This is a genomic window from Vibrio sp. E14 (genome assembly GCF_020515785.1).
Taxonomy (GTDB): domain Bacteria; phylum Pseudomonadota; class Gammaproteobacteria; order Enterobacterales; family Vibrionaceae; genus Vibrio; species Vibrio diabolicus.
Genome location: NZ_JAHPJI010000002.1, coordinates 489,234 through 502,135, shown reverse-complemented (window position 1 = coordinate 502,135; position 12,902 = coordinate 489,234). Strand labels below are relative to the sequence as shown.

Sequence of the window (12,902 nt, the reverse complement as noted above, 5' to 3'; positions counted from 1 at the left end):
CAGTTAGTTAACTGACAAGCCCCAAGGGAAGATATCATCTAGTGTGCGACTATAAGTGAAGTGTTAAAAGAAAGTATTGTCGGTTTCCATTACCAAAGAACTGGTTTGAAACAGCCCTGATATTAATGCCGACAGGCCTGTTTCTCGACATAATGAAATGGATCGTCTTGGCTATTACTGTTATGTGTTTTGATTCCTGAATCTGACAGCCATTTGTGCACTTCTTTGCATCTGCCTTAAATATAAGTACGAGATAAAAATATCGCGTTAAGCTTTAACGCTCGATAAGAGAAATCTTTGTACCTTCGATGCTGGCACGGTCAAAGCGATATCGATGAAGAGTTATCTGGATTTAATGCGTTAAATTAGAATCTAGGCCATGATTTAAGTGAGTAAATTGCCAAATAAAGATTGGTGGTTCGTTAGCGCACGGAACTTTGAGTAATACGGAACTTTGAGTAATTAAGTGATAAGTATGCTTTTCTATCGCCTTATTGCGACCTGATTTTCACTTGAAAACATTTAAGGATTGTCCTATGCATGATGCAATAGATACGACTTTTTCACCATTCCAAAACCATCTCTTAGCAGCCTTACCTAAGGAAGTGCAAACCCGTATATTTCCTTTTGTTGAGTTAGAAAAACTGGAATTAGGGCATATAATATATGAAGCAGGAGACAAGTTGGCTTATGTGCACTTTCCTGTCGATGCCATTGTGTCTCTGCTTTACGTGATGGAAAGTGGCGCGTCAGCCGAAATTTCTGTGGTTGGCTACGAAGGTTTGGTTGGCGTTGCCTTGTTTATGGGCGGCGAAAGTACGTCTAGCCGAGCCGTAGTGCAAAGCGCGGGACATGCGTATCGCCTAAAGGGTAGCAAATTAACGGAAGAATTTAATCGACACGGTAAACTACTGGAGTTGATGCTGCGTTATACACAATCCTTGATCACACAAATGTCGCAAACCGCTGTGTGTAATCGTCATCATTCGATTGACCAGCAATTATGCCGTTGGTTGTTATTGTCACTTGATCGTTTGCCCGATAACCATATCATCATGACCCAAGAACTGATTGCCAACATGTTGGGCGTGCGCCGTGAAGGTGTCACCGAAGCGGCTGGTAAATTACAAAAGCTCGGCGTGATTGATTATCACCGTGGTCATATCACTGTACTAGACAGGTCGAAACTCGAAGAATTGAGCTGTGAATGTTACGCCGTGGTGAAAACAGAGACAGATCGCTTGTTGCCTTATATGTTACTAAAAAAGTAGGCCTGATTCACTCATCTAAAATGGTGTTTTAACGTGATGACATTATCATTCATTAGCAAGCGGCTATGGTTTGCTTGTTTGAGCACCGCATAGGCTTCAGTAATTTCTTTGAACAAGGACTGCTCATAAATATCTGGATGATATTTATGGGCAAGCAATAGAACTACTTGAAGGTCAATCCGCTATAGCTAAAACGTATGTCCCTCATAGCTACTCAAATCATGCTGATTCGGATTTAGTTTTCACGATGAGTGTTGCAGAGTTGCATCGATAAACTCACCAGTTTGGGGGGAAGTTTAAATAAGATTGATTAAGGAAAAGTCATACTGACCATAACTGGATTAGTACTAGCCCCAAGTAACAATGGGGCAAAAACGAGTTTGCAAGAAGTGAGGGACGTCAGGCAAACTAGGCTTGCTATGAGAACATGTCCACCTGAAATTCAGCTTTTTTGTTATGAAGCCCACGGGCTTCCAACCAAGAGTAGAATCGACTTCGAGAAAGCGATACACCACGTTCGCTTAGTTGCCTAAGAATTTCAGCTTTGGTGGTCTTGGTGTCGAGAAGGTTCAATATAAACGCTGTATGCTCATCAAGCCTTGATTTCACCTTCTGCCCCCTCTGACGGCCAAATGATAGCCCTTTGGTCTCGTGACCACCTTTAGCTCGCTCAGAGCGCTTCTGGGCTTCTACAGCACTGGCAAAAGACTGCCCAATAACTGTAAAAATGATTTCAGCATTATCAACGTTCTCTGAGCTTATGATGGTGTCGTAGTATGCTAAATATAGCTCACCGTATGAGGCTATTTGACCAATGGCACCTACTAGCTCCATAACTTTATGGCGGCCCAACCGAGTGATATCCGATACAATGATACTTTGTTGAGAGGTGATGAGAGAAAATAACTTCCGCTCACTCAACTCTGTCTTGGTGGCAGACACGTGCTCTTCTATCCAATCCGTTATTTGTATGCCACGTTTAGCAGCGTACGCCTTGATAGCTTCTCTTTGTGATTCGCCATCGGCTCTTTGTGAATCTGATACTCGAATGCAGCCAATCATGCCTGTCCCCAAGTTAAGAGTTAATTGCTCATGGAAGCTTATTTGCTGTTTAGGTAGTCCAATACGACTTCATGGTGATCTTTGGTCTTGAACTTGTTAAATACATGCTCAAGGTTACCAGACTCATCAATCAGGAAGCTTGTTCGTACTACCCCCATATTTTCGCGGCCCATAAATTTCTTGAGTTGCCAAACATTGTACTTTTCACAAACTGTGTGGTCTTCATCGGCTAGCAAAGTGAAGTTAAGCTCTTGCTTGTTGATAAAGTTAGTTAATTTTTGTGGTGTGTCTGGGCTGACACCAAGAACAACAACATTGTGGGCACCTAACTCAGCTTTAGTATCTCGTAACCCTTTAGCCTGAACTGTGCAGCCGGGTGTTGAAGCGCGTGGGTAGAAATAGAGCAGTACCTTTTTTCCCTGAAACTCAGATAGCGTCACTGGGTTATTGTCTTGGTCATTTAGGGTAAAATCTGGTGCGATTTGTCCAGCTTCGATTGCCATTGGTTTTGTCCTTACTTTCTCAATTAATGGTATGTGGCGTAGCGTTATTCGCTACGTCCTTTTTAGTGTATTTTTATTACGTTTGAGTGTGCGTTTTCATCGTTAATTTAGAGTCCTGTCTAGTGATTTACTCCAAACAGGACAAATTTAAATGGCAGTACTAACTACTTTGGTTTTCTAAATGGGTGTGTAACCACATTGTCTAAACGAGTCGAGACGATTTTATCCATAGCTTTTTCTCGCTGACTCTCATGCAGCATATCCATAAGCTCTTGAACTACTTTTACATGAATGGCTGCTTGAGTAGCCAACGCCTCCTTATGGCTTTGAGCCTCATCGTAATATTCTTTTTTCTTCTTATTGGCTTGCGTTCGTTCACCTTTGAGCGCCTTTATTTCTTTTTGAAGCACCTCAATAGGGGAGTCTGTATTCTCATCTTGAGCAACTTGTACCTCTAATGATTTGTTTTTTATCATCAGAACGACATCGTTGTGCCTTCTGAGTGCGCCAGCAGAAAGCCCCGCTTCTTTTTCAACGCTACTGTTGTTGATTTTGAGCTTGCCTTTTCGCGCTTTATTACGCAGCTCTCTCGATGTTAACTTTGCTACATCACCGCTCAGCAGCCTTTCTAATGCGTCAATTAGCTTCTTTTTTGTTGTCTGTGACATTATGAAATAACTCCAAATGGGATGAGTAAACCCCTAACTTAATTAGGAAAAACGACAGGCTCATAGTCGATACCTAAATCATTCATAATACGTTCTGCCGCTTGAATTTTAATGTAAGATTCAGAGGCAGTTTGAGGGGAGAGTTCATTATTTTCAATATCGTAAAGCATGTGAATTTCAGCTTCTTTACGTTTTGCTTCAGCAAATACGGTATCCACGATGTAGTCATTCTTGCAATCTACGCATTCAATGAGGTTAACAAGTGTTCTTAAGCCACAACTGGTTGACGTGCAATATATCCCAGGTGCAACCGCATGAAGGTGTCGTTTTTTATATCGAATTTGCTTTTTCCAGAAATTAAGAGAAAGCATGTCATTATCCACTTTGTCTGTGAATAAGTTACGGTCTGCTTTGGTCATGCTTTTAGCAAACTCTTTGCCTTTACCGCCTGCAACTCTTTCCTTGTTTGCCAATTTCTCATAGATATTCAAATAGACACGGGCTTTTTGGTTGATTCGCTCTTCATCAATTTCGTTCGCAAGTGTTTTTTTCTTGTGCCTGATTTTTTGAAATTTACTGGCATTTTTAGCGTAGTGTCGTGTCATTGCCATAGACACATGACTGAATTGTTGTTTGAGTTGTGGGAAGTTACAAAGCTCGTAACCAATTAAGTAGTAAGCAAAAGAGCGGCGAAGTTGGTGTGGCGTAAACTCATAATTACTACCCAATTCAAAAGATAAATTGGGATCAGATACTTTTAGGTTAATTAGGTCTTCATTGGTCAGCGCAAGCTCTTCACCCATGGCCCCTCTGAACCAAGCTATAGAGTGTGCTCCTATTACTTTTTTGCTTATTTCACTGAAATCCTCTTTTATTTTATGGAAGAAGGATTGTGAGCTAGGGTGCCTTTTTCTAAGTGGTGTATGCAGCACTTGAAGGACTTTATAAGCTTTCATACCAGTCTCGGTAGTGACAAACTCATCTTGTATTGATTGAGAGCCTTTTGTTGTCTTTGAGAGGTTGGCATGGATAACGTATATATTCTGGCGGTCAATGATATCTTCGGTGCAGCCCTGAGCAGTGTTCAGACTATACATTTCATCGCTTCTCATTCCTGTACGAGCCATTAATCCCCATAAGCAGGCACCATTAAGCATTTTAAAAAGTGAATAAGCCTCTCTTAGATTACTAATTGTCCACTGCCCAATCGTCAGTTTTCGCTCGGTGTGGTATTTATCTAAATATTCGGCGTGTATCTCTGGTTTATGGAGGCGTGCGAGAGCCAGTGCCTCTTCTTCATTTGGAGAGTGAAGTGCTGTGAAAGCTTGTTGAAAAGCAATGGTGCGCTTTTTATTTCCTTTAGTTGTCTTGCCTAAGTACCATTTAATACCACCGTTTTTTTTTCTACCGTCACCACTGATCAGATACTTAGCATAACCGACATAGGCTTTTTCAAAATAGGTGGTAATGTAATCTATCAGTTGCTCTAGTTCATGACGAAGAGCGTAAGCTTCATCAATCACCTCTTCCGACTTTTGAAGCCCCATGTAGTAGAGCCTTTGTGGAACGACAGTAAATTGCTCAGCTTCTTTAAGAGTTAAACCAAAATCCGAGGCGTTAAGTTTTTTATTTAGGTTTACCTTAAAGGGCAACCCCCTAGCTTCTAAATAAAGGCGATTTAACCCGCTGTAAGTTCTCCCTCTTTCAAAATCGATATCGGTAAAGTCCGTTAGCACCCAAGTTTCGAGTCGGTCAAAGTTAAGCGCTGATAAAGTGTTAAGTCCTTCATTTAAAAGCGGGTTGATGAGTTTTTTTAAGGACAGTTATCGTCTTATAAAGAGTGGCAAAGGATTGGTCATGAGGTGAAAGCCACATCATTTTAAGTATGAGCGCTTTAAGCTCATTCTTAAGGTTGCGCTCAATCACTCTACCATCGTTAGTAAACTCTAGGGTGTAGACCTCCTTTGCTTGTGGCTCTGTATGAGGCTGCAAATTTCTCCAAGCCTCATCATCGGCAATTTTACCTAATGATTCACCTGTTACCGTAAAGCCTATATCAAGAGCTTCGAGTTCATCCCAATCGCCGCGCTCAATCGCTGGTTTTAATACATCCATTAAGTAATTAGTATGAGCGCCAACGTTTTGTTGCGCTTTAAGAAGCTTGTTTTGGTGCTCTAGGTCAGAGAGTTTTATCATGTGAGCCCCCGTAACTACATAGATAGAATTGCATGGTCGATGGACACTCTTGGGTGACGACCTTGGGTATTGAATTTTTTCATGGCTTCATCGAATACATCATCACTTGCACTATCCAGCGTACACTCAAATGCTTCGATTTTTTCTAGAGCACCCCCTTTCGAATCAGGGAACATATCAAGCCCTTCCTTAAAAACATCGATGTATGAAATAAGCTTATAAACAGCATCAACTTCATCTACCGCTTTGGCAGATTGGCACTTGTGGCACACATCAAACTCGGCGCAAGGTAAGTCTACGCCTAGCGCATAGTTCGTTTCACGTTGTGTGTTCTTACCATCAATCATGACTTGCTTCCCATCACAAGCTATTCCGTTGGGATTGGTTTTACGCTTTTTATCACCTTCCTCGTATGTCAGCATCGGAATACCGCGCCTTTTAGCAACAGCATCTTTTGCTTGCTCTAAGTCATTATCAAAGAGGTTTTCGATGACTTCGATACCCTGAGAAAGGATGACTTTATTAAGTGATGGAAATCCGTTTATGTAACTTCTCTCTATTGTGTCTCGCTTGTTTTGGAGCAAGCTTTGAACGCCTTGAATCCCTCCCTCCGCATAGGCTTGATTACTGCTCATTTCTCGCCAGCGACTTGATTGAAGAGAGAGGTAGTAATGGTTGGGTTGAACAGACCATGGTCTCATGAGATTGGCTGAAATAGGGCTAACACCTTCCCAATCAGAAGGACCATGTTGGGAGGTTCTTGTTAAAAGCAGTCGTTCGTATTTCTTCGGCTGTTTGTCTGCTTTTTCTTTCGCATATTGCTCTATATCTTTAATAAGCGTTAAATCACAAGCAGGGAATTTGAAGTATCCTGTTTCGCCACTTCTATAGTTATAAGAAACGGTAACATTGCCATCGCTATCAACTTCGGAATAGGTGATCGGAAGTAAAATCCCTTTAAGTGGAAGGTCTGTGTAACAAGATAAAATGCAGTAGGCACTGTTGGTCGCTCCTTGTCCTGCCTTAGTTTTGGACGTTTCCTGCACTTCTTTATGAACAACCGTGCGACCTAAATGGTTAGTGACCTTTTTTAACGTGATGATTTGTTGGTTTCGGTAGGTGTAAAACAGCTCTTTAAACCAAGGTAGATTACCCGCCCGATGGGGAGATAACAGGTGTAGTTTGTTAACGAGGGTTTTATTTAGCTCTCTCAAATGAAAGGTATCACTGACTTCTGAGTAATTATTGAGAGTAAAAAGCAGCACAGAGCCATCTTCACCATTGCCGTAGAGTTTGGATAATCGTTCTAGTAGCTTTATAAACTTTACGCCATCGCGCTTATCAACGTCAAACGGCTCACCTACGAGCAGAGCATCGACTTCGCTGCTTGAGCGAGGCTTATAGCTTAAGACCTTGACCACTTGCATACTCTTATCTCGCTCCCCTGTTTTAACATCAATTGGGTGGGCGATATGTCGAATGTTGGTGTCGTTCAGTGAGGTAAAAAAGCACATTAAATGATAGGCGGCACCCATTGTAAGGTTAAAGGCTGCGCCAGCATTAACAGCGGTGCCATTTTTGCTTGTGCCTGCAACTCGCGTTTCCAATGATGTCGGAATTTGAATTGTTTCCTCATGTAAACCAAGATTAATGACAAGAGGCAGAGTTTCGGGTAAAGGCGTGTTGTTTTCTTTAGCAGCAATGAGCTGTGGCGCAAGAGTGAAAAACAATGCCTCTAATCGTGTGACCAGAAGTTTTTCTTCTTCATCTGAGTAGCCCTTAAATGGCATTTTTTCTCCTGCAAACCCTCGGTGATGCCTAGCCCAATCGGAAATAGGCAGGCCACACCATTCAAGTGCAGTACGAATGCTTGAACGCGCTTTCGCAGCAGTCGATTCTTTAATGCCTAACTCATCGCCATGATTGAATTCCCATAGGCGTTTTGAAGGGTTAAGCATCTTGATACGATGCCTTAATTCGCCATCGTTGCCTGCATACTTCAAATAGCCACTTTCGGAGAATGGGTCAACATTTAGTGCATCACAAAAAGCAAGGTAAGCGCGTAAGGTCTCATAGTATCTTGTGACGCTTTGGGCAGACTTGCCATTGCTGACATATTGATGAGCTTTTTTGCAAAAAGACCTAATAAATACGGTTCGGCTGCTTATTTTTTCACTTCCTTTGTTAGTCCCAAAATACAATAGGTGAGAAACATCGAATGGCTTTGCTTGAGTTGAACTAGCGTCTTTATAAGGAATATCTAGATTCAAAGGAACAACATTTTGATTGTTCCGCACATGCTTGACGGCTTTGGACTGTTTTGCGATTTTACTTTTCGCCATTACGACCAACCTCCGTTTATTTTGCGGTTTTTGGCTTTAGCCGTGTTGATTTGGTCGTCCAGTTTATTCATGTATTGAATGTATTTTTCAGTGGTCGATGTACTGGCGTGCCCCATCAATACCGCTAAGTCACCCATAAGGTAGTCATAGCTAACATTACGCTCTTTTGACTCTTCCCAAAGCCAGTGAGTAGCAAAGGTAGAACGTAAATCATGAATTCGGTAATACCAAGAAGAGTCGACTTCCCGAATCTGCTTTCTAAGGTTTGAAAAGTGCGTTTCTAAAGTATTGACGGAGTAAGGCACACCTTTGTTTGAGAGAAATAGGTACGCAACGGTATCCATTTCGTTGCCTGCCTGAATAAGAACATTGCGCTTACTTAGGTATTTAAGTTGCGTGTAACTTTCTTTATGTATCTCTAGCTCTTCGTACAGCTCGATAGGGATTTCTACGGTACGCTCTTTACTGCCTTTAGTGTGAGTGATTTTGATTGGTACAGCATCTAAATCACTGTAGTCAGCGTTTCCGATGTCATGAGCGGGGAAGTGAATGGCTTCATCTATTCTAAGTCCTGCTTCTGCACATAGCTGAAATATGAGTTTTGTTGTCTTTGGGAGTGATGTTATATGCTCATTGAATAAAGCTTTGTGCTCGGGGTGCATGGGCTTGAGTTTTTTGTGGGCTGGCGTATTTTGCTTTTTAGGAAACTTCTTCATGATATTGGAAGTTTCATAAGTACACTGAGAGCCAGATTTTGTGTGAGCCAGCATATCGTGTTGGTTTAACTCCTGATGCACTGTTTCTGTGGTGTAGTGCGTAACGATATTTTCATCATTATTTTTGACGTAGCCGTTTTTTTGCATCCACTTATAGAATCCAATAACCACACCCATATAGGTGCGAGCTGTAGATAAACTAAAAGCCTCGCTGCCATTAGAGCCTTCAATATCATTGCAGTTCGCAAGCAGGAACTCAGCAAATCGCCAAGGAGCACCTTCTTCTTCGTACTTCGATAGGGTTTTATACGTTAGGTATTCACATGGTATTTCATGACCATCTTCATCAACTTGAGAGTGGTGAGTCGAATCCAAATAACGAGTGAAAGCTAGCAAACCTTTTGCGATTGAACCTGTGTCTTTGACAGCGTCTTTGCCACGCAACTTGGATACGAGGTATAGAGACTGTGGATAAACAACCGTACCATCAGGGGCAATAATAATACCTGTTTTCTTTAGGCGTGATTCCAGATTGGAAGGGGAAAGGTTGGGAGAATGTGTCACCTCTCCAGATTCGGTATCGGTACTCTCTGAAATTTTCAGCTTTGCTAATGTATCGACTTCGACGGAAAGCAGTCGGTAGTCATCATAAACATCAGAATATTTTTCTTCATGTGTTTCTATCACAAAGCAACCCTCGATATGTTACCCACATATCAAAGATAGATTAGTCATAAAAATACACCAAGGGTTTTTGTCATAAAAAATTTCTAAGGGTAAATTTCTTTTCGCCCCAAACGCCAAATTGGTCTGCAACGGCATGATCTTCGTCAGAAAGTAGGGTGAAGTTTAAATCATCACGCTCGATGAATTTGCCTAGGCGTTTTACAGGGTCGATGCTTACGCCAAGTACAACCACGTTGTGCGCATCTAATTCAGCTTTGATGTCACGTAGACCTTTTGCTTGTGTAGTACAACCCGGCGTCATCGCCTTAGGGTAAAAGTAGAAAAGTACTTTCTTGCCTTTAAAGTCTTCGAGAGAAACTGTATTTCCGTCTTGGTCGAGCAAAGAGAAGGCTGGCGCTGGCGAGCCTGCTGTCAGCGTATTCATGGTGATTTCCTTTACTTTATAGTGTGTTTTTAATGAAATTCAGAGAACCTTGTACGTTGAGCGACTGACAAAGTTCATCGAAATCTTCTTGTAATTGCATTAAGTTACAATCCGCACTTACTGATGCGGTAATCGCAATGTGGAATTGGTCCGCATCAAGTTGAATTTTCGACTTACTGATAGTTTGGGCGCTAAGAGAGTCCAAACCAATCTGTTGATCCGCGAAGAACTTAGTAAACTTTTCAGTCAGACCTGGGCGGTCTTCAGACTCAATAAACACTTCCATTGTGTAGCTGTTGTCGAGCAATTCGTGCGCCGACGTACGCTTCATAATCGTAATCAGGTCATGCTCTTGGCCAAGTAGAGGCAATTGCGTTTCTACTCGAGTCACGCTACTGGCGTTCCCAGTTAGGAGCATGATCAGCGTAAATTCACTTCCAAAGATAGCGATACGGCTATCGACTATGTTACAACCGGCTTGAGTAACGAGGTGTACGACTTGGTTACAAATGCCTGGACGGTCCGTTCCAACTGCTGTAAGTACCAGATGTTGCTTCATAAATGAGCTTCTTGTCCTTTCTTCAATAGAGAGATGTTAGCACAGATATTGTGGAGAAATATCGAGTCAGTTCTTTTTTTAGTTTACAAAAAAGCAGGTTGGCTCTTGAGGTGAACGATTGGAGGCAAGCAGTAAACGAGGGAGTTGAGGGAATAAAACGTTTGCATGATGTGCTTGCGTGTTGTTTGGTCTTTTTATTCACTCAGGTCTGACTTGGTGAGCACGACCAAAGAGTATATTTTCCTGGCTTGTGCACTTCAGTATTTTCCAAATCACTGATAGATTCTAAAGTCACTCGAAAGCCCAACACGATTATCAATATTGCCGCTAATCAAACCAAATAGAGCAATTAAGTTGCTAGACCTCTAACAACTGATAATTATTCATTCATTTGTACTTTGTAAGCGAGTTTACGCTCTTGTGTTTTTCAATCGCATTACAGTACCATGCAGAAAGAGTTAAATGAGGGAGATAAACATGTTTTCAGGAAGTATCGTAGCGCTGATTACGCCATTCAAAGCAGATGGCGAAGTAGACTTTGACAGTCTGCAAAAGCTAGTAGAGTACCACGTTGAAGCGGGTACAGACGGTATTGTGGCGGTAGGCACAACAGGTGAGTCAGCGACACTGACCATTGAAGAGCATGTAAAGGTCGTTAATAAAACTGTTGAGTTTGCCGACGGTCGCATCCCTGTGATTGCTGGCACGGGTGCAAATGCAACCCACGAGGCAGTAACATTTAGCAAATTACTGGCTGATTCTGGTATTGCTGGCTTCCTGAGTGTGACACCGTATTACAACAAACCAACTCAAGAAGGTTTGTTCTTGCACTACAAGGCAATTGCTGAAGCGAGTGATGTGCCTCTAATTTTATACAACGTACCAGGCCGTACTGCTGTTGATATGCAGCCAGAAACAGTGGCACGCTTGTCAAAGCTTGATAATATCGTGGCTTTAAAAGATGCAACGGGCGATTTGGACCGAATTGCAATTCACCGTGAACTTTGTGGCGAAGATTTTATCTTACTAAGTGGCGATGATGCGACGGGTCTCGATTTTGTGAAACTTGGTGGCAATGGTGTTATCTCGGTAACGAACAATATTGCAGCTAAAGACATGGCAGACATGTTCCATTTGGCAAGTGAAGGTAAGTATGAAGAAGCAGAAGCGATTAACCAACGCTTGATGACTCTACACAAAAACCTTTTCATTGAAGCAAGCCCTATCCCAGTAAAATGGGCAGCGCAAAAGCTTGGTTTGATTGAAGAAGGTGGTTTGCGTCTTCCTTTAACCACACTTTCTGAAAAATCGCAGCCGATCGTTGAACAGGCGTTAACCGACGCCGGTATTTATTAAAATTGAGCTATTAAGATTGAGTTACTAGGATTGAAGTTCATACTGGGGGCCAAAGCGCCCTCGGTGTTTTAGGAGTATAGATGAAGCTTTCAAGCCAGTTAGTGTTAAGTTCATTAGCTGTATTCGTATTGACTGCCTGTTCAGGTGGTGCCAATCAACGTCGTCAAGCAAAAGATGACTTCGAGTATTTGAACTCCCCCAATTTGGGTGAGTGGAATGTCCCACAAGGCGCACAGCCACAGTTTTACCCGAACTATGAGATCCCTCAGGGTAACTACGCTGGTGGTGTAGGTAAAGATGTCGACATTCGTCCACCTCAACAAGTCCTAGAGCTTATTCCTGGTGCACGTCTTGACCGTAGTAGTGATGGTGAAGTGACCCTTTGGCTACTTCGTAAAGATGAACTAGATAAAGTTTGGCAAACGGTACAAAACATGGTCGCGGCCAACGAGATTCCAGTTGAAAGCCAAACAGATTCTCGTATCGAGACAGGTTGGGTGACGTGGGATTCGCCAGACGAAGAGCTAGAAATTGGTAGCCGATATGAGATCGTACGTGCTGAAGCAAATGGTCGACACGGCTTTAAAGTGAGTCTTATTGACTGGCGTGAAGGCAATCAAGTGAAAGAAGTAACGGCGACCAACCGTGAGCGCTACAATGTGTTCATGACGAACTTGGTAACCGCTCGCTACGATCAAGAAGTACGTGAAGAAGCACAACGTAAAGCGCAAGAGTTGGTTAAACAGATCCCAATTACAATGGGTAAAGACCGTAGTGGGCTTCCTGTGATTGTCGCGCGCGCGCAATACAACATGCTTTGGCAACGTCTGCCTAATATTCTACCTAAGATGGGCTTTAAGATTGAAGAGCGTAGCCAGTCTCAGGGCACAATCACTGCGAAATATGCGTCTCCGGATGATGAATTCTGGAACGATATCGGCGTTAAACCAGTGGAGTTAGACGCTGGTAAGTACACATTCTTACTTGGCGATTTAGGCAACCGTACGTCTATCAATATTACGGATTCCTCTGGTAAGCCAGTAGAAGAAGAGTTTTTGAAATCACTAGCGCCTGTATTGGCTGCGACGGTGAAGCAGTAACCAAAGCGAACTTAACGC

At 42.4% G+C, this 12,902-nt stretch carries 9 protein-coding genes and 2 pseudogenes; 3 read left to right on the top strand and 8 right to left on the bottom strand.

What is annotated here, in order from left to right; all coding sequences use genetic code 11:
* Positions 1–536: 536 nt before the first annotated feature.
* Positions 537–1,271: a Crp/Fnr family transcriptional regulator gene (locus tag LIX84_RS07605; RefSeq protein ID WP_053307296.1), complete on the top strand. Its 735-nt coding sequence runs from the start codon at positions 537–539 to the stop codon at positions 1,269–1,271.
* Positions 1,272–1,688: 417 nt separating this feature from the next.
* On the opposite strand, the gene LIX84_RS07600 is transcribed toward LIX84_RS07605, so the two are convergent.
* From LIX84_RS07600 to LIX84_RS07565, 8 genes and pseudogenes are all read right to left on the bottom strand, one after another.
* Complete coding sequence (locus LIX84_RS07600; protein ID WP_226421020.1) at positions 1,689–2,333, bottom strand: recombinase family protein; 645 nt, start codon at positions 2,331–2,333, stop codon at positions 1,689–1,691.
* A 38-nt stretch (positions 2,334–2,371) separates the two neighbouring features.
* The gene (gene bcp / locus LIX84_RS07595) at positions 2,372–2,836 is read right to left on the bottom strand and encodes a thioredoxin-dependent thiol peroxidase (RefSeq protein WP_226421019.1); all 465 of its coding nucleotides are present in this window, start codon (positions 2,834–2,836) and stop codon (positions 2,372–2,374) included.
* A gap of 164 nt (positions 2,837–3,000) precedes the next feature.
* Positions 3,001–3,504: a bacterioferritin comigratory protein gene (locus LIX84_RS07590; protein ID WP_226421018.1), complete on the bottom strand. Its 504-nt coding sequence runs from the start codon at positions 3,502–3,504 to the stop codon at positions 3,001–3,003.
* Between the two features lie 38 nt (positions 3,505–3,542).
* Positions 3,543–5,700 (bottom strand): annotated as a pseudogene (locus LIX84_RS07585) (site-specific integrase).
* Positions 5,701–5,714: 14 nt separating this feature from the next.
* A complete protein-coding gene (locus LIX84_RS07580; protein WP_226421017.1) occupies positions 5,715–8,042 on the bottom strand; it encodes a hypothetical protein in 2,328 nt (775 codons plus the stop codon).
* A complete protein-coding gene (locus LIX84_RS07575; RefSeq protein WP_226421016.1) occupies positions 8,042–9,445 on the bottom strand; it encodes a tyrosine-type recombinase/integrase in 1,404 nt (467 codons plus the stop codon). The genes LIX84_RS07580 and LIX84_RS07575 overlap by 1 nt, the downstream gene beginning before the upstream one ends.
* 91 nt (positions 9,446–9,536) lie before the next feature.
* Positions 9,537–9,869, bottom strand: a pseudogene (gene bcp, locus LIX84_RS07570) (thioredoxin-dependent thiol peroxidase); the annotation flags it as partial.
* Between the two features lie 16 nt (positions 9,870–9,885).
* The gene (locus tag LIX84_RS07565; RefSeq protein ID WP_012841515.1) at positions 9,886–10,428 is read right to left on the bottom strand and encodes a glycine cleavage system protein R; all 543 of its coding nucleotides are present in this window, start codon (positions 10,426–10,428) and stop codon (positions 9,886–9,888) included.
* Positions 10,429–10,905: 477 nt separating this feature from the next.
* Between LIX84_RS07565 and dapA the strand changes: the two genes are divergently transcribed.
* Complete coding sequence (gene dapA, locus LIX84_RS07560) at positions 10,906–11,784, top strand: 4-hydroxy-tetrahydrodipicolinate synthase (protein ID WP_012841516.1); 879 nt, start codon at positions 10,906–10,908, stop codon at positions 11,782–11,784.
* Positions 11,785–11,864: 80 nt separating this feature from the next.
* Positions 11,865–12,884: an outer membrane protein assembly factor BamC gene (gene bamC / locus LIX84_RS07555; protein WP_006741687.1), complete on the top strand. Its 1,020-nt coding sequence runs from the start codon at positions 11,865–11,867 to the stop codon at positions 12,882–12,884.
* Positions 12,885–12,902: the final 18 nt, after the last annotated feature.

Coding starts and splice junctions, on each gene's coding strand:
- LIX84_RS07605 (WP_053307296.1), top strand. CDS start 537: ATGCATGATGCAATAGATACGACTTTTTCACCATTCCAAAACCATCTC.
- LIX84_RS07600 (WP_226421020.1), bottom strand. CDS start 2,333: ATGATTGGCTGCATTCGAGTATCAGATTCACAAAGAGCCGATGGCGAA.
- bcp (WP_226421019.1), bottom strand. CDS start 2,836: ATGGCAATCGAAGCTGGACAAATCGCACCAGATTTTACCCTAAATGAC.
- LIX84_RS07590 (WP_226421018.1), bottom strand. CDS start 3,504: ATGTCACAGACAACAAAAAAGAAGCTAATTGACGCATTAGAAAGGCTG.
- LIX84_RS07580 (WP_226421017.1), bottom strand. CDS start 8,042: ATGGCGAAAAGTAAAATCGCAAAACAGTCCAAAGCCGTCAAGCATGTG.
- LIX84_RS07565 (WP_012841515.1), bottom strand. CDS start 10,428: ATGAAGCAACATCTGGTACTTACAGCAGTTGGAACGGACCGTCCAGGC.
- dapA (WP_012841516.1), top strand. CDS start 10,906: ATGTTTTCAGGAAGTATCGTAGCGCTGATTACGCCATTCAAAGCAGAT.
- bamC (WP_006741687.1), top strand. CDS start 11,865: ATGAAGCTTTCAAGCCAGTTAGTGTTAAGTTCATTAGCTGTATTCGTA.